This is a genomic window from Butyrivibrio proteoclasticus B316 (assembly GCF_000145035.1).
In the GTDB taxonomy this organism is placed as follows: domain Bacteria; phylum Bacillota; class Clostridia; order Lachnospirales; family Lachnospiraceae; genus Butyrivibrio; species Butyrivibrio proteoclasticus.
In genome coordinates, this window is record NC_014387.1 from 1091519 (window position 1) to 1113652 (window position 22134).

The window sequence follows — 22134 nt, forward strand, 5'->3', positions numbered from 1 at the left end:
GAAATAGATATGGCAGATATAAATCTCAAGAAGCTCAGCAGAGCGGAGCTTTTGGAAATGATGATCTCTTTTTCAGAAGAGGCTGAAGCAGCGAGACAGCATGAAAAAGAACTCAAGGAAGAGCTTGAAAAAGAAAAACTTCAGATGCAGCACGAATTTGCTGATGAGAGAGCAGCAATGCTAAAGAGTTTTGATGAAGAGAAAGCTCAGATGAGAGCCAAGTTCAATGAACAGAAGGCTCAGATGCAGGAAAAATTTGACAAGGATATCATGGGACTCAAGGCAAGGCTTGCAAGAGAGAAAGATGAACTGCAACGGCAGGTTGATGATTCTCTTATGAAGATAGAAAATTCACAGTCACTTGCGGAAGCTTCCATACAGCTTGGTGGCATAATGGAATCTGCACAGAAGGCGGCTGATCTATATGTCAATACACTCAAGAAGAGTGCAGAAGCTGAGTACAAGGAACTAATGCTCTACATAGAGAAGAGTAAGCTCAGGGTACAGAGAGCTGAAAAGCTTCAAATGCAGGCTATTGCAGATAAATCCGGCAAGACTTTAGAGCAGGTGAGAAATGAAGCCATTTCAGAGACTTCTGATCCGGAAAAAGATAAGTCTGTAGAAAAGTCAGAACCCAAGAAACGCACAACCAGAAAGAAAAAAGATGAGTAACAGGAATCAAACTGATCTTTCCAATTTCAAGCCTTCTGTTGATGAACTTAAGAAGGAACTTAAGAGAGAGAACAGGAAAAAAGAATATAGAAATGTACTCCGTAACACACTTATTGTTGTGGTGTCTGTCGCAGCTCTGGCAGTACTGATTTCAAGCTTCTACGTGACAGTACTCAAGGTAACCGGAGATAGTATGACACCTACTCTTGAAACCGGTCAGATAGTCATCGCACAGAACAGCCAGGAGTTTGAGGCTGGAGAGATGCTTGCTTTTTACTATAACAATAAGGTTTTGGTCAAAAGAGTTATCGGTTCGCCGGGAGACTGGGTTAACATCGATGCAAATGGAAGAGTTTCAGTTAACGGCATTGAACTTGAAGAAACATATGCATCTGATTTAAGCCTTGAACCGACAGATATAGAATTTCCATATCAGGTTCCGGAGAACAGATGGTTCGTTCTGGGAGATCACAGAAGTGTATCCATTGATTCGAGATCAAGCGTAGTTGGTTGTGTTACCAGGGAACAGCTCATTGGAAAAGTTGTTTTCAGAGTATTTCCATTTGACACATTTGGCAGTCTATAGATTTTTCAATATTAGAGGTGAGTTGACATGCGCATAACAGATGAGAATCGCGCACAAAACTACATAAAGAAACACCGCAACAAGAAAAGATGGCTTGCTTTTGCGCTGTGCCTTTCTCTTTTTACAGGAACGGTTACACTTTATCTTTTGAATAAGCCGGCTACGGCGATGACAGAAGATGGAGCCCAAAAGGTAGGTCTAGTCCTGGAAACAGCAGATTCTGATTATGAAATGGGTCTTATTGAGCAGATGAAGACTAAAGAGTCTGATGCTCAAGCAGATAAAGCGGTAGAAAATTCATCTGACGGGGTTACTACCGTAGATGTAACACAGCTGGGTGACGGGGACCCGGATAAGAGTGATACATCTAAAACATGGGAGGAAATTGTTGAAGTCATTCCGGAGGATGAAACTGGGGCCAACGCTGATAAAGCAAACTCAGCTTCATCCGGGGAAGCTTCAGATGCCTCTTCAAACGCTTCATCAGAAGATAAGTCAAATGCTTCCGGAAGTGCTTCATCAGAGGATAGTTCCAATGCTTCAACAAGTGCTTCTTCATTAGAAAGTGCAGATGCAGCATCAAGCGCCTCATCTGACAAGAATGTCAAGGACAAGGTTGATAGCCTTGATGATATACAGAATGTAACTCTCACAGCAAGATATGTTGATGCTGAGGGAAAAGAAATAGCGGAAAAAGAAGTTCTTTTACAAAATACAGAGGATAAGAAATCTCTTGATCTAAACAAGGATTATAAGGTAATTGAGAACTACTATTATTTAGAAGCCGGACTTGACGACAAGAAGATTGTCAGCATAGTAGAAAAGACCGGAATAGCTCAGGTCTCCGACCAGGCAGGAAAAGATAGTTCAGAAGATGCCGGCGCTAAGGAGAGCAGTACAGATGATGCTTCTGCATTCGCTGCAAGCGATGATGCATCTGATGAAGGCACGGAGAAAGCTTATACCTATTATGAAGCTACAACATCTGAAGGTGAAGTAATAGAAATCAAAAAAGATGCGGAAATAACATTTAGTTATGCGGCAGCTAATACCAAGGAGAGCTTTACATACCAAAACGATGAAGTGACTGTTATGGTCAAGCTTTCCAAACCGGGAATTCTTCCGGATGGAGTAGAGCTTTCAGTTAAGACTGTAGATAAGAGCACAAACGGATACAATTACAGTGCTTATATCGATGCTCTTAATGAAAGTGCAGAGGAAATCGCCAAGGCAAATGGTGATGAAGCAAAGACAACATATGATGAGAACAATGTAGTTCTTTTTGATATTGCATTTATGCTTAAAGAAATTGAATATGAGCCTAAAGACGGCACTGTTTCAGTTTCTATAAGCTTTAAGAATAATCAGATTTCTGACGGACTTGGAACAACAGACTCAGAAGACGTTTCACTGGTACACCTTCCTGTTTCAGAAGAAGTAATGAAGGATGTCAATGCTACAAGTGATGCAACAGAGATTTCAGCCAGTGATATTTCTGTAGAAGTTCTTGGAGATAGCAACGTTGAACTTGGTGAGAATAAAGATACTATCTCTTTTGAAGCACAGGCATTCTCAATGTATGGAGCAATTACGCGAAGTACTGACGAGACTTGGGAAGGAAATCAGACTTATACAGCCAAGGAAATTGTAAAGTGGCTTGGAGATTCGACCTACTTTGGCGTTGTTGCTAACCACTACGATGGACAGAATAATCACAGTGAAGCCAATATTGCTGTAGGCAGTATTTCTAACATTCAGAATTACACAGTTGGTATTTCCACTAAGGTTTATCAGAGTCTTGATGAGTTTATTATTTCTGTAGAAAAGAAGGTTGAGGGATCTCCTAAGGTTGGAACATTTAACTTCGCAGCCTTCTCAGATGTTAAGGGTAAAAATAAGATTGCCGGAACAGAGTTTACCATAAAGACTGATGAGACCGGTACGGGTAAATACATTGGTAATTACACTGATCTTTTAAAAGGCGGTCAGTATCCAAGATTATATATCTATGAGCTCGATGAGAAGGGGCAGGCTGTTATGGACGGTGAAATCTGTGGTTCATATACAGTAAGCTATGGCGGTGATTCTATAGAAGCTCCTGCTGATGCCGTTGGATTTTTTGCTGATAACTATGTTGAGAGCGTGGGCCTTAACGGATATAAGGCAGAAGATATTATAGAAAAAGTTGATGGTGCGACGATCTACTATCCTACAGGATGGAATTCATATGTTGGAATTACGTACTATCAGAATCAGGTTTATGGAATGAAGCCTGACGGAAGTTACGGATGGACTAACTACGTCAGAACTGATTACAGTAATAGTTCCATGCCGGTAAGCGTGCAGAATATGCGTCTTGCTGCTTATACTGCTTCACAGAAGCTGGCTTATACAAAATCATCTAATGGAGTACAGGTAGTTAATATAGTTGGTACCAAGTCATATGGTAATTTGATGACAGACCTTAGTACCAAGTACTTCAAGAATGAAAAAGATCCCAGGAACTATGCAGTAAATACAGGCTTTAAGCTTGATGATAATACTCTTCTTGTTATAAATGTAGATCTTACCGGTGCTACAAATTATACACTCGATAAGTTCACATATAACGGACAAGGAGCAGGAGATTGGAGTCAGGCTGCCAACCATGTAATAGTCAATCTTGTGCAAAAGAACTATGCAGGTGATTACGTTCCTTATGAAGGTGACATTACTGCAAACATTATGTCCGGAACGCTTATTGCTCCGCTGACAAATGTCAAGCTTACAGGATCCTATAGCGGAACAGTAATAGCCGATCAGGTAATCAAGACCTGTGAAATTCATAAGATGGATATCAGAACTTATCTTGATGCATCTGCTGCAGTTACTGTAACTAATAAGGGCTGTGAGGAAATAGTTCCTTTTGAGATCAAAGCTAATAAGTATGTCAACGATGTTGAACCTGATGGAAACGAAATATTTGATTTTACGGTCAGGTACTTAAATCCATCCACAAATAAATGGTATGTTCTGGCAAATAATCTTCATAATGATGGCGAAGTAATCAAGTATTCAGTAGCTAATCCGCTTGAAGAACTTGCAATGCACTATGACAATAAAACAGATTATTTCTTCCTTTTGACAGAGAATGATACTAAGGGTAATTACACCAAGGATAAAACAGGTATACTTGCCAAGGTTAAGTATTATCCTAAGAAGGATGTCTGGGGCAATGTAACTCGCGTAATTGATGAGATAAATTATTACAGAGTGCCTGAAGAAGGCGTAGATTCTATGATCAAGTCCGGAACTATTGATGGTACATATAATTCGGATGAATACAGGATCAAACCGGAAAAAGAGAAATCTAAGGGCAAGGAATACGGCAAGGTTGCATTCTTCAATACCAATTCAAAGGCAACAATGCTCAGAATTCACAAGATGGTTGTGAACGTATTTGGTTCTAAGGTTGTGAGAGATGCTACTGATGGAACAGCTCTTTTGGATACTGTAATATTCCGTATCACCAATAATGACACAGGTAATTACATTGTTCTTGATGGATTTATTGGTAATAAAAAGGATCACACGGACACCGCTTATGCTTATGAGTATGACAGCAAGACTCACAAACAAAATGGTAAGAAGTATCTTGTAACATACAACCAGAGTGCCCAGTGGACTATAGAAGGCCTTCCTTCCGGACTATATTCTGTAGAAGAAGTCGCAGATGGTAAGACGTTTACTTATAATCCTGACACTAATACCAGCACCGTACTTGACGGTGAGAAGATGTGCAGAGTCACTAAATATGATGTGACCATTGATGATGAAGAACCTGGTGTATGGCAATATGGATCAGGCGGGGATAATTATAGAAAAGTATTCTCCCGTGACCTTAACGGCAAGAGCGACTTCCCACCTACTAATGTCAAGGTAGGCGGCGCAGTTCAGACAGTTCAGGTATGTAACTACTACAGTAGTCCGATAGGACCAATTCAGGTTACCAAGAACTTTGCAGGAAGTGTCTGGTCAGAAAACATGGCATTTGAATTTACTATTGCTGCGGATCGCAGTGAAAATGTTCATGATTCAGAAGGCCATGAAGTAAAGATTGACAGAGATCACATTCCTATGCCGGAAGAAGGAAATACAATTACAGTTACCGGTAAGGATGCTACTTATGACAGTAAGACAGGCAATTACACTGCTGTGGCTCAGTTTAGTTCAATACCTTATAGATATGAGGGAACCTATTATTATACGATAACTGAGAATAATACTGAAATAGATGGCGTTAAATATGACACAAGAACCTACTATGTCAAAGTGGTAGTATCCAAAAAATACACTACGTTTACCAAGAGGTACAACTGCGATAAGTTAACACATCCTATACCGGAACATAATATAGGTGGAAAGTTCGTAGAAAATGGTCAGACAGTAGTTACAGAGGATTTCTTCTATCTGGGAGCAGATGTTATATATGCTGCAGATGCAGACTTCCAGAATGTAGTTGCAGAGTGCGAGCTGTATCTTCTCAAGGATCCAGACACTGAAAAGCCTGATCAGCTTGAGTTCAAGATTGACTATAGTAAGGGCTCTGGTGCGGATGTTGCCTTTAACAACACTATGGAAGGCAGACTTACAGTTAACAAAGTATGGATTGACAGTGACGGACAGATTAATCAAAGCGGACATTCACCGCTGACTTTGCAGATCTGGCAGAGAACGGTGAAGGCGTCAGGTAAGAAGTCATCCTGGAAGATATACGAAGGCACATCTATTCAGTTGTCCGATGAAAATGGTTGGACACAGACAATAGAAAACCTTCCGCTTATGGATAAGAATGGCGAGACATATGAGTATTGTGTCAAAGAGCCTGATGAGTACCTATTTACTTACGAAGTCTCATATTCATACAGCTCAAGTGATCAGTCTGTGAAGGGAACATACGATGGAAATTCACAGAAGCAAATCAAAGTAAGTAAAACCAAGGTCAAGGATACCGGCTATTCTATGATCACCAATGGCGGAATTGACTATGGATCAGTAACAATTACTAACAAGACAACATATGCTAATGAACTTCCTTCAACAGGAGGAAGTGGAACAATGCCGTTTACGGCAGCAGGATTTGGGCTTATACTATTTGCATTTGTGGGAATGTTATTCCTTGGCAAAAGAAATAGAGCCTGAAACAGTGGTTATAAAATCGTCAAGATTTTAAAACAGGTGCTCATTTGCACCGGATATAACAAAAAAAGAAAAAACGCAAGATTCAAAGGAGAGGAAAAATGAAGGGACTTAAAAAGATTTTGACTGGAATTGTTGCCAGCGCACTTGCCCTTACAATGGCATTTGGTACAGGTGACGTAACAGCTAAGGCAGCAGAGACAACAGGAACTATTACTATCAGCAACACGACAGAAGGCAAAGATTACAGCCTTTATAAGGTTTTTGATGCAACATATGTAGAGGGCTCTGACCCTGTTAAAGTTGCATATAGCTACGATGGATCAAACGAAGCTTTCCTTGCTGCTCTTCAGGGAGCTGGTAGCCCATTTGAGGTAAAAGCATACAATGGTGGTTATAACGTCGTTAGAAAAGCTAACACATTAGATACAGATGTTACAAACTTCATCAAAGAAAATGCTGCTAACTTTGGAGTAGCTGTAGCAAGCAAACCGGGAACAGGTAAAGCACTTACATTTACAGGACTTGGATTTGGTTACTATTACATCACTTCACAGCTTGGATCAGAGGTTACTATTACAAGTGCAGTTCCAAGCCAGACTGTAATTGATAAGAACCAGGAAACAACTATTGATAAGACTGAAAGCGTTGATGGAGGTATTACCTGGAAATATAATGGTAACCCTGCTGTAGAAGATACTCTTCCTACACAGCTTGTTGGCAAGGTAGTTAATTACAAAGTATCCGGTACAGTAACTCAGTACAATAAAGATAAGAAGGTAACATTCCTTCTGTTTACAGATACAATGTCAGAAGGACTTACACCTAATAAGGACGTTGTTGTTAAGGTTAATGGTTCTGAGGTAACTGCTGAAGTTAACTATGATGGACAGGTTACAACAATTAAGCTTCCTACTGTAAATGCAGCAGGTGAATTCCTCTATGAATCAAATGCATCATATGAGATCACATATACTGCAACTATCAATGAAAAAGCACTTGATAATGTTCAGGACAACAAGGTAGTTCTTACTGATAATAATGGCGATACACTTGGTACAGATGAAACAAAGGTTAGAAACTACAGCATTTCACTTAAGAAGACAGATGAAGCCGGAAATTCTCTTGCTGATGCACACTTTAGGCTCTATGCTTCACAGAACGGAAAAGATGAGATTCCTGTAGTACTTGTTTCAGGAACAGGCGATGCTACATCAGAATTAGACAATGTATATCGTGTTCTTACAGCTGAGGAAGTTCAGAATAATGTTCAGGGCGTTGAGATGGTAACAGGTAAGACAGGTGTTATCGTAGTTAAGGGCCTTAAGAACGGTGATTACTATTTCGAAGAGACTGCAGCTCCAGCTGGTTACAACAGACTTACAGATCGTAAGGCAGCTAAGGTTAACAATGCAGATGTACCTGCAGCAGAATTTGTAGTAGTTAACAAGACAGGTTCAATCCTTCCTTCAACAGGTGGAATTGGTACAACAAGCTTCTATATTGTTGGTGGAGTACTCATCGCAGCAGCTTTTGCATATTTCATGCTTCGCAGAAAAGCTCAGGCAGAGTGATTGACCCGTGGATGAAAAGGTTTTGTTTATAAATAATAAGAATTAGAATTTGAATCTTGTTTACTGTGTTTTCCAAAAGGGCTTTATAGCTTCTTTTGGAAAATGCAGGATTGATTTAAAAAGAGCACTAATTGAAATGATCATGTAATCTGTGCTTTTTTTACAGGATTTGCCAAGTTAGTACTGATGGAAGTAGGATGAATAAGAAGTTTAAGAAACAAATACCAAACATAATATTCGGAGTCATATTTTTGGTAGGGCTTGCGATTTTTCTTTATCCGTCAGTGAGTAACTATATTAATTCCAAACACCAGAGCAGAGCCATTACAAATTACCAGACGGCTCTTGAATCAGTATCAGAAGAAGATTATACCAGATTTTGGCAGGAAGCCCGGAAGTATAACGAAGAGCTTGCAAGTAAGCCAATGAAGCTTTCTTTAAATGAAGAGGAGCTTCAGGAATACAACAGGATTCTTGATCCCACAGGGACAGGAGTCATGGGATTTATAGAAATTGAAAATATAGGAGTAAACCTTCCTATATACCACGGAACAGAAGAATCTGTTCTTCAGGTGGGAATAGGACATCTGGAAGGAACGTCCTTCCCTACAGGAACTATAGGCACTCATGCAGTGCTTTCAGGACACAGAGGACTTCCGTCCTCAAAACTTTTTTCTGATCTTGACCAGATGATAGTGGGAGATACATTTCTTTTACACATAATGGATCAGACCTTTGCATATCAGGTGGATCAGATAACAATTGTATTGCCGGAAGAAGTTCAAGGTTTGGCAATAGATAATGACCAAGACTACGTCACGCTCGTGACCTGCACACCTTATGGTGTAAATACTCACAGGCTCCTGGTAAGAGCAAAGCGTGTTGATTATAATGAAGAAACAAAGATTATTGTTCCGGCAGATGCTACAAGATATGGTAATCTGATAGTAGCACCCTTTATAGCAGCTCCGGTACTTGTAATCGCTTTTATAGTTTACTTGGTGATGACATCCAAGTGGTTTAGAAATAGAAAGAAAGCTGACAGTAAGCCGCATAAATGAGGAAGCATTTTATGAATAAAAAATTTGCGTGGCGAAAACTTAATATTTCGGCTCTTTTAGCAATGGTGCTTGTGATAACCTTGTGTTTGCCAATGCAGGTAAATGCAAGAGGCCTTATTGATACAACCCAGCCCGGAGATATGACACTGCAGTATACCTCATACGAGGCGGAGAACAGCGATAAGATAATCCCTATAACAGGGGTTAAGGTCAGTATCTACAAGGTTGCAGATATTAGCCCAAACGGAGAGTTTAAGCTCTGGAATACTTATTCCAATATTGGTAACTTCCCTGTTACTGATATCAATAAGATAAATGATCAGAAGATATGGAAACAGATTGCCTCAGTTATTGGGGGATTCATTTATCAGAACAATATCTGGCCGAGCGCTTCCATCACGACAGATAGCGAAGGAAATGCTCATTTTAGCGGAATTGATATGGGACTGTATTATGTAGGTCCTGTTGTAAAAAATACTAATGACTGTATCTACTCTTTTGACCCATTTATGATTTCTGTACCCGGGCTTGATGAGAACGATGAGTGGGTGAATCCTGTAAATGCGCTTGTTGCAAGGGTTAAATGTAAGATTACAATGCTTCCCAAGGATGTTTCCTACGAAGTATTAAAGTCCTGGAATGATGCAGGATACGAGTCAGCAAGACCATCATCAATTGCAGTTACACTCTACTGTGATGGCGCTGAATATAAGACAGTAACACTTAGTGCATCCAATAACTGGAGATATTCCTGGACTTACATGGAGGGCCATGTATGGACTATTTCAGAGCATGTAACAGGAAGATACACCGTTTCGCTTGAACAAGGCGGCAATACATTTAGGATCACCAATACATATAATCCACCTGAGACTCCTCCGGATACACCTGAAACTCCTGAGACACCTGGTACACCCGATACTCCAAGTGAGACACCAGGTTTGCCAAGCCTTCCGGAAGTACTTGGAGCAGTAAGAGATAACCTTCCTGCTGTTCTTGGAGCAAGGAGACTTCCTCAGACAGGACAGCTTTGGTGGCCGCTTCCCGTACTGGTTATCGTTGGAATTCTGCTTATTGTAAGGGGAATCAAGAAGAGCAGAGAAGCCTGATATTGCTTAAGAAAACAGATAAGCGAAGAAGTAAATCTTCAAGAAAAGTTTTTTAGTTACAGATTTTCGGATAATTAAAGAAAAAGAAATAGAAAAAGAAATAGGGAGCTACAGATTTGGGGATAAAAAATGTCTGTAGGGTATGATGCATTTTACATTAAGCAGTAAAAGGATTTGCAGCTTATTGTAGATTATCCGCAAGGATAGAAGAGAAAAGGGCATCATTTATGAAGAAGCTAGTAGGATATTTATATATTCTGATGGGAGCAGCCTGCATATTCCTGGCAGTATTTATCATCAGAAACAATCTAATAGAAAATGAGCAGGCAGGAAGCGCATCTGATGAGCTTTTAGGCGGTGTTATTGCCCAGATTCCTGATACTGTTTTTGCAGCGAGCGGAGACATGCCTGTTGTAGATGTAGACGGTCATAGCTTTATTGGAACCGTTGAGATTCCTTCTTTGGGACTTCTTTTACCGGTTCAGAATGAATGGGATAAGAAGGATGCCAAATATGCGGTCTGCAGATATAAGGGATCTGTTTATGAGAATGATCTGATCATTTGCGGCCACAATTATGAAGAACATTTTGGCAAGCTGAATCAGCTTAATTCCGGTGATGATGTTATCGTGACAGATATGAACGGTATCAGCTATTACTTCAAGGTTTCCAATATGGAGACACTTGGCGCTACGGATATTGAAGAGATGGAATCAGGCGATTGGGATCTGACACTCTTTACCTGTACAATAGGTGGTGCAAACAGAGTTACGATCAGATGTGAAGCAACCGGTGAAGTTACCGAAATCGGATCAGCTCCTGACGTTCTGGATGCGGCAGAGAAGAGTAAGCATATCAGAAAATAAAATGATTAGTATGGCAACGAGGATTATTTCCCCGCTGCCTTTTTTTATATATTAGGAGCTAGGGCGCGGAAGAGTCGCAGCGACTCTTTGTTCTGTAATGTAGTTCATAATAGTTTAATACATTGGATATACAAATTTGATTAAGAATTCTACGTTTTTTGGTATAATTAGGTTAGAAAAGAATACATTTTTAGTAGCCTTTGGAAAAGAATTAGCACTCTCGAGTGGACAGTGCTAAAATTCATGATATAATGTGTACAGAAGGAGCAAGTTGTCGTTGCGCTCATATAGGAGACACAGGATGTGGCTCTCGCGCAGCGGATTTCCAGGGAGAGGAGTTGATGCGTAGTGATTATAGTAAAAATGAATGAGACAACTGTAGAATGTAGTATCGCTGCATCAGAACTTCATGAGATTGGTCTTACTCCAGAGGCAGTTATAAATGGCGCTGAGAACACTTCATCTTTCTTTGCCCAGCTCAATAAAGAGGTTGGAGCGCAGCTCGATTATAATCCTGAAACTGAGGTTATGATGATGAGCAAGAATATGATGATGGATGGAAGTGTTCGTATTTTTGCTGTTAAGATGAGTAATGAAGATATTCAGAAGGCAACAGACCGTATTCGCGGAGCAGCAGAGACTGTTCTCAAGATGCTGACTCAGGAGAAGGTGGACGATATCAAGTCCAAGACCGGAAGAGAGAAGGGTGTTGCGCTTAATGAGGTTATCACTAACGTAACAGATACTATAAATAGAATTTACGGAAGAGAGCTTGAACCGGATATTCCGGCGCAGGGAGCTGAAGCTGTTTATCAGCCAATTTCAGAATATGCCAGATATATGATGGAGTTCGAGGCACTCGAGGAAGCAGAGAGATTTTCCAAGGTTGTTCAGAGACTTCCGATTGTGGATTCAGTTCTGTACAAGTATCAGGGACGCTTTTATATGCTTGCAGGGCTTATGACTGCTGATGAGGGAATTATTTATGAAATGAGAAGGGCAGGAGTTGAGTACTCTCAGATGCTGACCGTTAATTCCCCTGAAGCCATGTTCATAGCTGAGCACGGAGATTGTCTGATTGGAGAAGATGCCATAGTTCACTTGGCAGATTTAGCTAGATGAAGAAAAAAGTTTCGATATTTAATTTTACTAATGTCTATAACAAGGAGAGCTTTTATCGTGATGATAAAAGCTCTATTTCTTGTGATATAGAGAAAGAACCATGTGTTGATGATTCAGATTCATGCGAAACAGGAAATAGAGCAGGAGTTGAGATGGTCGATTTTTCTGCGGTTTCCGGCACGAACTGTATGTGTGATGATGGAGCCATGAGCCAGATCAGAAGTGAAATCCGTCAACACGGAATCGGAGCAGATGAAATCCATTTTATCGATAATGGCAATTATCATTACATGTCCGCAATTATGCTCGAGCAGGTCAAAGAGCCGTTTTCACTTGTCGTGTTTGATCACCACCCGGACATGCAGCCACCGATGTTTGGAGATATATTATCCTGCGGAGGCTGGGTGTTATATGCTCTTGAGAACAATCCCAATATCAGGGATGTTCATATAATTGGTGCTGACAGAAAGCTAATTGATGAGCTTCCTGATGATGTGAGGGAAAGAGCTCATTTTTATGATGTCTATGATGTGATTTGTAGAAGAGACTATTACTTCAATGGTTCTGACGTGCATGAGAAAAGAGTTGACGGTGAATCTGCAAGTTGCAATGATTATGATGATATAGATGATTTGAAAAAATGCGTGATTCTTCCTGAAACACAGTTTCCGGTTTATATTTCTGTGGATAAAGATGTTGTTACCCCTGATGAGATTACAACAAACTGGGATCAGGGGGAGATGAGAGTTAGCGAATTGCTGGCTACTATAGACAGGTTTTTTGACGAGAAAAAAGTTATAGGTGTAGATATCTGCGGAGAATGTGCTCCTGAGCAGGAGGGCATAAATGTGGATGAGGCGATTGCTGGGAATGATGCCTTTAATGGGGAGATACTTGAGAGGGTTCTTGATCATTTGGATACAGTGTAGGACTCCACATTAGTGGAAGAGGATTATTTGGAAAGGTTTTGGGGTGTATGCTTGTTTTTATAATATCTGCTTTATCTTTATTGGTTATTGCAATTTATATTTCCCAGGTTAATAAAGTTAATATCGGTGACGGACTAGCGGTGTCAGCTTCTGCGCTGATACTGGCACTGTATGTTCTGGCATTTTTTAGATTGATGCAGTTTATCTGGATCCCGGCTTTAGCGTGCGGTTTTTATGCCATATATAAAATGTTTCAAAAGCGTGATGGCGCTGATAATTGTGGTAAGGAAATAGATAAAAACGAAAGAAATGTCAATGGTATAACTGGAACTTGTTTGACCAAGCGGTTTTTTTATGAGAATGGATTCGTTCTTGGCATGTTTATATTTGTTACCGCTATTGTGAGTGTTCTTGTATCGGGGAATGTTTTTTCCTGGTGGGATGATATAAATTTCTGGTCATCTGATGCCAAACAGCTCTTTTTCATGAATGGATTTCCGGGGAAATATGGAAATGTCTCTCCTGAGTTTGGGGATTATCCTCCTGTGACTTCGATATTTAAGTGGCTCTTTTTACAGCTTGGAAATGGGGAGTATAAAGAGGGACTTCAGTTTGCGGGGTATTTTGCACTTAATACTGTATTCCTGATGCCACTAGCAGGCAGAATTGTGGGTTCTTTGTATCTTGGAATGTCATATTCAGACTCTGCCCCTTCAGATAATGCCGGTGTGGACAAAAAGAGAGGTGCTTGGTTTAAGTTCTTTGTCTTTTTGCTTATGTGCCTTGCCTTTATTTCCGTGGTAGTTCTTCCCGGAGTTTTTAATGGCATAATTTATTACGGAACTCCGGCAGATATCACAATGGGTATTCTGTATGGGACGCTTCTTATTTCGATTTACGAGCAGGATCAGTGTTCGCAGACCTTTTATTATGCGAGGATCATGTTATATACGGCAGTTCTTTTGCTGACTAAGTCTGTGGGAATTGAATGGGCTGTGTTTGCGCTTATTTTCTACCTGATGATTGCCCAAAAGAGTGTGAAAATGATCTGGTCTGTGGCGGGAAGCGCAGTCTTTTACGGCAGCTGGCTTGTCTTTTGCCTGATCAGAAGGAGAGTTGCCAAACTTACAGGCGCTGGCATTAAAATGGCTACATCGGGGACTTATACAGCGCCTCTTAATACCTCCGATAAAGCAGGCTTTTTCTGGGAGGGACTTTGGACTATGCCAATGCACGCTGACAGAAATGTCACCCTTGACCTTCCGACAGGCGTGATGGTGCTTATTATTTTTGCGCTTTTGATCAGCCTTGTCTTTCTTAAGGTGCTGGATAAAAAGAGTGGTTTTAGGATTTTAATTTTTATGCTGGTGACAGGTCTTTTGACCTATGGAATCATCTTCCTTGCGCATATATCTATATTCCAGGGGGAAGATCAGTATCTTGATGCTTATGCAATGGCGGTGTCTGTGGCGCGATATGGCTTTCCGTTTGCCTTTGGAGGTTTTGTTCTGACGATCAGGGCAGCACTTGGTGGAGAGCGTGGGTGCGGCCTTACGGAAAGCGGTGATACACGCAGAACAGATGGCTTGCAAATCCAATCCTGCGATGGAAATAGTAAATCATATGGACAGATCTTCGTTTTTGGATTTATGGTTTTTGTTTTACTTACAGCAGACTATTCAGGTATCTATAAGCACATCTGGGGCTATAGGCAAAACGCTGCGAGTCTTTTACAAGACTCATACGATATGGTTGGCGATGACGGAAGGATAATTGTAAATGCTGTTCTTGAAGATAAGAGCTTATGGGGCAAAAGAGTTCTTGTGATGCGCGACGGTCACACTTATCACTGGGTTCACGATACTTACATTAGTAAAGAGGCTTCCCCTGTGCCACTTGTATATGATGCATTTCTTGCGGAGAGCGATGACAGCGCTGTGATGGCTTCTAAAATAATGGATAAGCACGCATCATACCTGTATGTGGAAGATGAAGCAGGAGTATCAGCAGATCTTTTTAAGCCGCTGCTTGCTGATGGAGAAGAGTATTCTGCCGGAGTGATATACAAAGTCATTGAGCAGAATGGAGCGGTGGTACTGGAGCGCTGTGAATAATGGGGAAAGTAAAGAAAGTTGCATGTAATATACGAAAAAGCGTATAATGATTAATGTGCACTCGGGCCTTGTGATTATCGCTTTTTACTGAGAAAACTATGTTTTGCTATAGCGATGATCAGGGAAACAGTGTAAAGACAAGTGACAATCTGGTTTAATGAGGAACGTGACATGGAAAAAAGATTTAGGGAGTTCTTAAAGCATTTTGAAAAGCTTGACTATGATGTTCTTTCTGAAGAAGAGATTGAAGCTGAGAAGAGCAGCCTTCAACTCAAAATGACAATTCTTCATCAGGAGCTTGTTAGGATTCTTATTGTTATGGTGGGGATGCTGATCTGTACCTGCGTTTTTCTGTCAACTGGGCTTATTGGCAGCAACCTGATATGCCTTGTTTTGGCTATTGTAACAGGCCTTTGTGTCATCTGCGCGGCTATTCTTTATAATTCTATAAAAAGAATATTAAAAAATTTGGATATGTTTGTAGACAAACTCACATTGTTGTGATAATATAATTTTTGTCGCTCGCAGGAGTGGCGGAATGGCAGACGCGCATGGTTCAGGTCCATGTGTTGGCAACAACATGAGGGTTCAAGTCCCTTCTCCTGCACTTTGCTTTATGTGCGACTGCGAATTCAATATTGAAAATGCGGAAGTGTCGGAATTGGCAGACGAGCAAGACTAAGGATCTTGTGATGCTTACATCGTGTGGGTTCAAGTCCCATCTTCCGCACGAATGAATGAGGTTGTTTGTGAGTGTTCACAGACAACCTTTTTTCTTAGTATTCATGCGGTTTCTGCTTCATTCACTTTGTTTATAGTTGTATGCTGAAATATGTCAAAATATGTCTTATTCAGCTTCAAAAGTAGTCATAAAAGTAGTCAGTTTAGTAGTCGACAATCCGCATGAATACTGGCTTAGTGCAAAAAGTGCATTTCTAAGTGTATTTTTTAATGTGGATGGCATTAAGAGGCAGCAGATTAATAATAAAAAGACAGTCAGATTTACAGCCATATAAACTGATAAAATATTGAACTGTATTGTAAAAAAATGTTACGGGGATGGGGGTAGTGCATGAAAAATGAGAATTTAAGCAAGAAAAAGGTAGCTGTTATTTTCGTTATAGTTACACTTTTACTAACGTGGCTCTTTCAATTTACGCCAATAGTATTACAAATGAATGTAGAAGAGACTTCGGTATCTTCATTTGACTTTGCATCTATCTTTTTTGTTATCGGGGGTATGCTTCCATCACTTTTAGGAGGCATTTTTGTCGCTGTTTTATACAAAAAAGAGAATATTAAAGATTTCTTCAAAAGATGTCTTGTACCGGATAAAAGAAGTATTTTAGCTATATTTATCAGCTTGCTTCTCATATGTATTGAGTGCTTTGTCACACAGACAATATCCAAGATGAATGGAGGAGAAAATCTCGGATTTGAGGGGCTAAAACTTATTGCGGGAAATCCATTAATGTTTTTCTATTTCCTGTTTTGGGGGCTGATATCAGGACCATTCTCTGAAGAGTTTGGCTGGAGAGGCTTTCTCTCAGATATGGTAATCAATAAAAAGAATGTTGTAAAAGGTTCGATAATTATTGGATTAATCTGGGGAATATGGCATTTACCACTGTTCTTTTATCCTGCTCAGATTCAGTATGAATGGGCTCATTCGAACATGCTTTTAGCGGTATGCTTTGTACTTATGTGTGTAACAAATTCCCTTGTATATAGTTCGATATATGTTATTTCACAAAGAAAAGTCTTTCCAATATTCTTTTTACATATGTTTGAAAATATCGTTCTTACAGGAGCAATGATCTATCCATTCAGTGATGTTTACAAAACACTGGTTAATCCGGTTTCAATTGTACTTGATATAGTATTTTTTGTAATCATTACCAGAACAAGATTATATAAAGATAGTCTTGAAGCCATGAATTAAATTTCAATAAATGCGCCCTCGCAGTAATGCGGGGGCGTACCTGTCAACATTTATTTATATTTGATTTATCTCGAAAGTTATCTTACAATCCAGACATACAGGCAAGAACTGGCAGATCACTTTAATCAATTGGACGAGGACCGCAGAAGACTCGTTGTCCGTGGAAATTTTAAGCAATGGAATCAGCTTCTTGCTGAAATTGTTCATGATGCCGGAGTTATCACCAATGAAGAATTTGCCATCTTTCAGAATGCTGGATACATGGGACTCTACGGCAAACTGATGTTAGATGAGTGAGGTACGAAGATGAAATATTCATACAAAGAAATGCCGGAACAGATGAAAGGAACATTTGGGGATTTTTCCCGTAACTTCGGATTTTCGTGGAAAGAATTTGTTGTTACAGTACCATCTCCGTTATTTCTTGTAACAACATATAAGGCAAACGGTCAGCCTAATGCCTGCATGCAGTCCTGGGCTACATTTACAAGCGCAGATCATGGTAATGGGTTTTATGCTATCCTTGCCAGCGTCAATAAAAACGGCCACTTATACACGAGTATCTCTGAAACCAAAGAAGCCGTTATCAATTTCATGTCGGCAGAATATCATGCAGCTTGTATGAGCACCATCAAGAACAATCAGTATGAGGAAGATGAGATCACAGCATCCGGGCTTACTGTAGAAAAGGCATCTTGGGTTAATGCACCATTGGTACAGGAATGCTTCATGAATCTTGAATGTAAGCTCAAATGGGAAAAGGAAATTGTTCCCGGTGATGACCATGCAATGCTTTGCCTTGAGGTGATCGGCCTTCATATCGATGAAAACCATTTACCTGACAGAACCGGAGAAAGCGGGATCCTATATAACATCCACTATCAGGTCAATCCCGAAAATGTAGGCAAAACCGCACATGATTACGCCGGAGTACTGCAAAAGAAAATTGATGTTATGGAGTATTAAGAAATGCATAAACCTGAAAATGGAGGATTTAGGGCGTGAGCAAAGAATTAACTTCACAAGAAAAAAGGTTTTGTATTTCCCCGTCTTAATGTATTTGCGTTAGTGTTCCTCTGTTCGTTGATCTTCAATGTATTTCTCAACGTGTGTTCTATATGTATTTCTCACTTCTTTGGACAACTGGCAAAAGACTTTGGCGTTACATTGCCGGAGAAGTTCCTGTAAGGTCTTTTACCTGTTCCTACTGGATGCAGACTCCTTTCGATAAGCGGAAGGAGTCATTTTTGTGTGCTTTTTAAACTGACGGATATAGTGCTCCGTGGTGTCATATCCCACAGCTTCAGCTATGGTGGCAACACTCATTGTGGAGTTTGCAAGAAGATCCTGACTTCGCTCTATTCGCACGGTCCTGAGGATCTCGGTGTAGGTCATTCCCGTAAGCTCTTTTATCAGTCTTGAGGTGTACTCGTTGGAATAATGGAATTTCTCGGAGAGGTCCGAGAGAGTTACCTCCTTGTAATTCTCCTGAATATACTGGATAAGGGCATATCGCTGTACATCTATGCGGCTGTCAAACAGCGGCATCTGAACGGATTCCGAGTAGTTCCTTATTATCAGATAAAAATCAAGAAGCAGGGTATTTGTAATGGCCTGGTAATGGTACTCCTGTCTGTTGAGGGATTCTGTCAGCATCCAGATAAAGGAAGTGGCTATGCCATCATCGGAGCCTGTGTGGAACATGATGTAGTCGTTGGCCTTCTTGGCATATATATTATTCAGGAAAAAAGAACTGAGTATATTCGGGGTGTTCAGGAAGGAATAGAACATGGAATGTAAAGTATCCCTTCTGAGCATTATGTTTATGACTATGGTGTCGTCAAACACGCTGATGGAGTGTTTGATCCCGGGAGGAATAACACAGAAATCTCCCGTACGCATCTCGATGGCCCTTCCGGAGATGGTCTGGGAGCACTTGCCGTCATAGACATAGCTCAGCTCAAAAAAGGTATGACTGTGCTCGATGGCCGGTGAATATCTCTCGTGCTTCTGTACCACTATACTGTCATTATTTGACAGGTCGAAAAAGAAGGAATCTTCGAATACCTCGGGGATTGTCTCGGGCTTTTCGGTAATCAGAAGGTGTCTGTCAAGAACAAGCTTCATATCAAGACCATCAAGAAAAGCCCTCAGACTGTCTTTGTCCTTTCCGGCAAGATAGTAGTCTCTGTAAAATTTCTCAGTTTCGGTAATGTCGTATATGTGCTGCTTTACCGCTGTGTGATCCATATCTTTAATTTCCTTATTATCTTAAATGAACGTCCGGTTAAAACAGGTAAATAATACCCCTAACAGAGGTAAATGTCAAAATAGTTCATATTAGTATCATAAATAATAGATTTTCATCATAATAAGTCAATATAATTGAACGATTATGTGAATTATGTAAAAGATGTTTGCTCAATATAATGAATCCATAAACAAGCAATACCTCAGACAGAAAGGATTCATTGGTTATGAATACTCCGATTCTGGAAATGAAAAACATAACAAAAAAATTCGGAAGTGTGACTGCTCTAAACGGAGTAGACCTTGAGGTTTACCCCGGTGAGATAAGAGGTCTCATAGGTGAGAACGGTTCTGGAAAATCCACCATATCATCCATAGCGGCGGGAATGCAGAAAGCAACCTCGGGGCAGATGTCTTATGAAGGAAACGCCTGGGAACCCGAGAGCATGATCGATGCTTTGAATAAAGGTATAGGAATGGTGGTTCAGGAGAGTGGAACAATAACGGGGATCACCGTTGCGGAGAATATATTTCTGGCAGAGATGAAGAAGTTTAAGAAGGGGCTTCTTGTGGATAGAAAAAGACTCTTCGAGGAAGCGGACAGAGCCCTTTCCAATATAGGAATAACCTCCATTTCCGGAAAGGATATGATGGACAGCCTTTCCTTCCAGGACAGGAAGCTGGTGGAAATCGCCAAGGTCATACTTAAAAAGCCGAAGATCCTGGTGATAGATGAAACCAGCACGGCACTATCTCATGACGGAAGACAGATCATGTACGGCATCATGAAAAAGATGAAAAAAGAGGGCGGTTCAGTACTTTTTATCTCCCATGATCTGGAGGAAATAATGGAGGTCTGCGACACCCTGACAGTCCTAAGGGACGGGAATCTTATAAGAACTTTCGCTAAAGAGGAATTTGATGAAGAACTTATAAGGACCAGCATGATAGGAAGAGAGATAGAGGGCGATTACTACAGACCGGACTTTAGCTGCAGCTTCCTTGATGAAGAAGCCATTGTGGTAAAGAATCTGTGCTTTAAGGACAAACTTAAGGACGTGTCCCTGACACTTCACTGCGGAGAGATCCTGGGAATTGGAGGACTTGCGGACTGCGGAATGCATGAACTTGGAGAGGCTATGTTCGGAGCGCTTAAACCCGAGAGTGGCACAGTCATATCCCTGAAAGGGCGGCAGATAAAGTCTCCTCACAACGCAATGACTGACAAGATAGGATATGTATCCAAGGACAGAGACAGAAAATCCCTGTGCCTTGAGGCCAGCATCAAGGACAATATCGCGATTGCGGGAATGAACATATTCAAATCCGGGGCGGGACTTATAACCAGGTCCGCGGAAAGAAAATATGTAGACGCGCAGATAGATGCCCTGAGGATCAAATGCTCGGGAAGAGATCAGGCAGTAGCCCAGCTCTCCGGCGGCAACAAACAAAAGGTAGTCTTTGGAAAATGGATAGGTTGCGACAGTAAGATCCTGATACTGGATTGCCCCACGAGAGGTGTGGACATCGGTGTCAAGCAGGCAATGTATCAGCTTATGTCACAGCTTAAGAGCGAAGGAAAGGCCATTCTCATGATAAGTGAAGAGCTTCCTGAACTCATCGGGATGAGCGACAGGGTTCTTATCATGAAGAACGGTGAAATAACAGGAGAATTTCAGCGGAGTAAAGATCTGTCCGAGAGCGACATCATAGGATGCATGATCTAGGAGGCAAAAGAAATGAATATAAAGAAAATCATAAACAGGCAGAATATCATAGCTCTTTTGCCCATGGCGGCGCTGGCGGTGCTCTTTCTTGTTTTCTGCACAGTGGTTAATGCAAAGGGTTACAGACTTGATATGTATCTGAAGATTGTGTTCAATGAGGCGCTGGTTCTGGCAATTGTAGCAACGGGAGCAACCTTCATCTATACCCTTGGAACCTTTGATATCAGCCTTGGCGCTTCCACACTGTTTTCGGCAACTCTCGGAGTAATGGCCTACAACAGAACAGAGAATATAGCGCTGATGATGGCGGTGATACTGCTTACGGGAATTGTGTGTTCGCTGCTCAATTCGGTGCTGGCCTCAATCTTCCACATACCGGCCTTTGTAACCACGGTCGCGATGATGTCCGTACTGTCAGCTGTATCTGCGCAGATAATTACGGTAAACGGAGGAGCGCTGGGTGGGATAAGCATTCCCAGCAGCGTAGTAAAGCCCTTTGACAATATGCCCTTCAAGATAGCAACTCTTTTGCTGTTCTTTGCAGTCTCAGTCTTTGTATTTGAGTTCACAAAGGCGGGAAGAAGGATGAAGTTCGTGGGAGGAAATCCCCTCTGTGCATATCTTACAGGCATCAAAGCCGACAAATACACGATACTGGCTTTTGTTATGGCGGGTATCGGTATAGGACTCGGAGCATTCCTTACTCTTGTGTATACCCCTTCGGTCACTACGACAACGGCTTCAAGTATAGGAATGAATATCTTTATAGCTATAGTATTCGGAGGAATGCCAATATCGGGAGGCGCAAGATCCAGGATATACGCCGCACTGGTTGGAGGCTTCTCATATATGTTGCTGAACGACATTCTGGAGATAGTGATTGATTCCAGTGCAGCATACGGAATAACACAGGTGATCAGCGCAGTTTTCTTCCTGATAGTGGTATATATCACGGGAATGAATTACAAAACCGCACTGTTGCCAAGATAAAGAACTTTAGAAAA

At 41.0% G+C, this 22134-nt stretch carries 17 protein-coding genes and 2 tRNA genes; 18 read left to right on the top strand and 1 reads right to left on the bottom strand.

The genetic code is table 11. The features are described from left to right. Nucleotides 1-9: 9 nt before the first annotated feature. The 16 genes from BPR_RS19640 to BPR_RS04650 all read left to right on the top strand — a co-directional run bounded on the left by BPR_RS19640 (nt 10) and on the right by BPR_RS04650 (nt 18119). Nucleotides 10-672 (top strand): hypothetical protein, encoded by a 663-nt coding sequence (locus BPR_RS19640; protein WP_013280290.1) that lies wholly within the window; start codon nt 10-12, stop codon nt 670-672. After that, the gene (gene lepB, locus BPR_RS04580) at nt 665-1258 is read left to right on the top strand and encodes a signal peptidase I (protein WP_013280291.1); all 594 of its coding nucleotides are present in this window, start codon (nt 665-667) and stop codon (nt 1256-1258) included. The genes BPR_RS19640 and lepB overlap by 8 nt, the downstream gene beginning before the upstream one ends. A 27-nt stretch (nt 1259-1285) precedes the next feature. Beyond that, nucleotides 1286-6439 carry a Spy0128 family protein gene (locus tag BPR_RS04585; protein WP_013280292.1) on the top strand — a complete coding sequence of 1718 codons (5154 nt, stop codon included), beginning with the start codon at nt 1286-1288 and terminating at the stop codon, nt 6437-6439. Between the two features lie 98 nt (nt 6440-6537). Continuing rightward, on the top strand, nt 6538-8010 hold the full coding sequence (locus tag BPR_RS04590) for a SpaA isopeptide-forming pilin-related protein (RefSeq protein WP_013280293.1): 1473 nt from the start codon (nt 6538-6540) through the stop codon (nt 8008-8010). A gap of 197 nt (nt 8011-8207) precedes the next feature. Then, a complete protein-coding gene (locus BPR_RS04595) occupies nt 8208-9071 on the top strand; it encodes a class C sortase (protein ID WP_013280294.1) in 864 nt (287 codons plus the stop codon). 11 nt (nt 9072-9082) lie between these two features. Beyond that, a complete protein-coding gene (locus BPR_RS04600; protein WP_042256554.1) occupies nt 9083-10180 on the top strand; it encodes a Cna B-type domain-containing protein in 1098 nt (365 codons plus the stop codon). Nucleotides 10181-10407: 227 nt separating this feature from the next. Beyond that, nucleotides 10408-11046, top strand: a complete 639-nt coding sequence (locus BPR_RS19645) for a sortase (protein ID WP_013280296.1) — start codon at nt 10408-10410, stop codon at nt 11044-11046. Between the two features lie 348 nt (nt 11047-11394). Beyond that, entirely contained in the window at nt 11395-12168 is a 774-nt protein-coding gene (locus tag BPR_RS04610; RefSeq protein WP_143754264.1) for an adaptor protein MecA, read from the top strand. Then, the gene (locus tag BPR_RS04615) at nt 12165-13097 is read left to right on the top strand and encodes an arginase family protein (RefSeq protein ID WP_013280298.1); all 933 of its coding nucleotides are present in this window, start codon (nt 12165-12167) and stop codon (nt 13095-13097) included. The genes BPR_RS04610 and BPR_RS04615 overlap by 4 nt, the downstream gene beginning before the upstream one ends. Before the next feature lie 47 nt (nt 13098-13144). Beyond that, complete coding sequence (locus BPR_RS04620) at nt 13145-15211, top strand: Clp protease/crotonase-like domain-containing protein (protein WP_013280299.1); 2067 nt, start codon at nt 13145-13147, stop codon at nt 15209-15211. Nucleotides 15212-15382: 171 nt separating this feature from the next. Then, nucleotides 15383-15715 carry a hypothetical protein gene (locus tag BPR_RS04625; protein WP_013280300.1) on the top strand — a complete coding sequence of 111 codons (333 nt, stop codon included), beginning with the start codon at nt 15383-15385 and terminating at the stop codon, nt 15713-15715. 20 nt (nt 15716-15735) lie between these two features. Continuing rightward, nucleotides 15736-15818 (top strand) — tRNA-Leu (locus BPR_RS04630). Nucleotides 15819-15857: 39 nt separating this feature from the next. Then, nucleotides 15858-15941 (top strand) — tRNA-Leu (locus tag BPR_RS04635). Nucleotides 15942-16283: 342 nt separating this feature from the next. Next, nucleotides 16284-17153 (top strand): CPBP family glutamic-type intramembrane protease, encoded by an 870-nt coding sequence (locus BPR_RS04640; RefSeq protein WP_013280301.1) that lies wholly within the window; start codon nt 16284-16286, stop codon nt 17151-17153. 60 nt (nt 17154-17213) lie between these two features. Then, nucleotides 17214-17450, top strand: a complete 237-nt coding sequence (locus tag BPR_RS04645) for a hypothetical protein (RefSeq protein ID WP_013280302.1) — start codon at nt 17214-17216, stop codon at nt 17448-17450. Nucleotides 17451-17459: 9 nt separating this feature from the next. Continuing rightward, nucleotides 17460-18119 (top strand): flavin reductase family protein, encoded by a 660-nt coding sequence (locus BPR_RS04650; protein ID WP_013280303.1) that lies wholly within the window; start codon nt 17460-17462, stop codon nt 18117-18119. A gap of 228 nt (nt 18120-18347) precedes the next feature. Here the strand turns inward: BPR_RS04650 and BPR_RS04655 are convergent, their stop codons facing one another. Then, nucleotides 18348-19403 carry an AraC family transcriptional regulator gene (locus BPR_RS04655; RefSeq protein ID WP_013280304.1) on the bottom strand — a complete coding sequence of 352 codons (1056 nt, stop codon included), beginning with the start codon at nt 19401-19403 and terminating at the stop codon, nt 18348-18350. Nucleotides 19404-19630: 227 nt separating this feature from the next. On the opposite strand from BPR_RS04655, the gene BPR_RS04660 reads away from it, so the two are divergent. Then, nucleotides 19631-21130 carry a sugar ABC transporter ATP-binding protein gene (locus BPR_RS04660; RefSeq protein WP_013280305.1) on the top strand — a complete coding sequence of 500 codons (1500 nt, stop codon included), beginning with the start codon at nt 19631-19633 and terminating at the stop codon, nt 21128-21130. 12 nt (nt 21131-21142) lie between these two features. Then, the gene (locus tag BPR_RS04665) at nt 21143-22120 is read left to right on the top strand and encodes an ABC transporter permease (protein WP_013280306.1); all 978 of its coding nucleotides are present in this window, start codon (nt 21143-21145) and stop codon (nt 22118-22120) included. Nucleotides 22121-22134: the final 14 nt, after the last annotated feature.

Bases quoted from the DNA above. Each gene is read 5' to 3' on its own strand.
- BPR_RS04660 (WP_013280305.1), top strand. From the start codon at position 19,631: ATGAATACTCCGATTCTGGAAATGAAAAACATAACAAAAAAATTCGGA.
- BPR_RS04640 (WP_013280301.1), top strand. From the start codon at position 16,284: ATGAAAAATGAGAATTTAAGCAAGAAAAAGGTAGCTGTTATTTTCGTT.
- BPR_RS04625 (WP_013280300.1), top strand. From the start codon at position 15,383: ATGGAAAAAAGATTTAGGGAGTTCTTAAAGCATTTTGAAAAGCTTGAC.
- BPR_RS04585 (WP_013280292.1), top strand. From the start codon at position 1,286: ATGCGCATAACAGATGAGAATCGCGCACAAAACTACATAAAGAAACAC.
- BPR_RS19645 (WP_013280296.1), top strand. From the start codon at position 10,408: ATGAAGAAGCTAGTAGGATATTTATATATTCTGATGGGAGCAGCCTGC.
- BPR_RS04615 (WP_013280298.1), top strand. From the start codon at position 12,165: ATGAAGAAAAAAGTTTCGATATTTAATTTTACTAATGTCTATAACAAG.
- BPR_RS04595 (WP_013280294.1), top strand. From the start codon at position 8,208: ATGAATAAGAAGTTTAAGAAACAAATACCAAACATAATATTCGGAGTC.
- BPR_RS04655 (WP_013280304.1), bottom strand. From the start codon at position 19,403: ATGGATCACACAGCGGTAAAGCAGCACATATACGACATTACCGAAACT.
- BPR_RS04665 (WP_013280306.1), top strand. From the start codon at position 21,143: ATGAATATAAAGAAAATCATAAACAGGCAGAATATCATAGCTCTTTTG.
- BPR_RS04650 (WP_013280303.1), top strand. From the start codon at position 17,460: ATGAAATATTCATACAAAGAAATGCCGGAACAGATGAAAGGAACATTT.
- BPR_RS04620 (WP_013280299.1), top strand. From the start codon at position 13,145: ATGCTTGTTTTTATAATATCTGCTTTATCTTTATTGGTTATTGCAATT.
- BPR_RS04600 (WP_042256554.1), top strand. From the start codon at position 9,083: ATGAATAAAAAATTTGCGTGGCGAAAACTTAATATTTCGGCTCTTTTA.
- BPR_RS19640 (WP_013280290.1), top strand. From the start codon at position 10: ATGGCAGATATAAATCTCAAGAAGCTCAGCAGAGCGGAGCTTTTGGAA.
- BPR_RS04590 (WP_013280293.1), top strand. From the start codon at position 6,538: ATGAAGGGACTTAAAAAGATTTTGACTGGAATTGTTGCCAGCGCACTT.
- lepB (WP_013280291.1), top strand. From the start codon at position 665: ATGAGTAACAGGAATCAAACTGATCTTTCCAATTTCAAGCCTTCTGTT.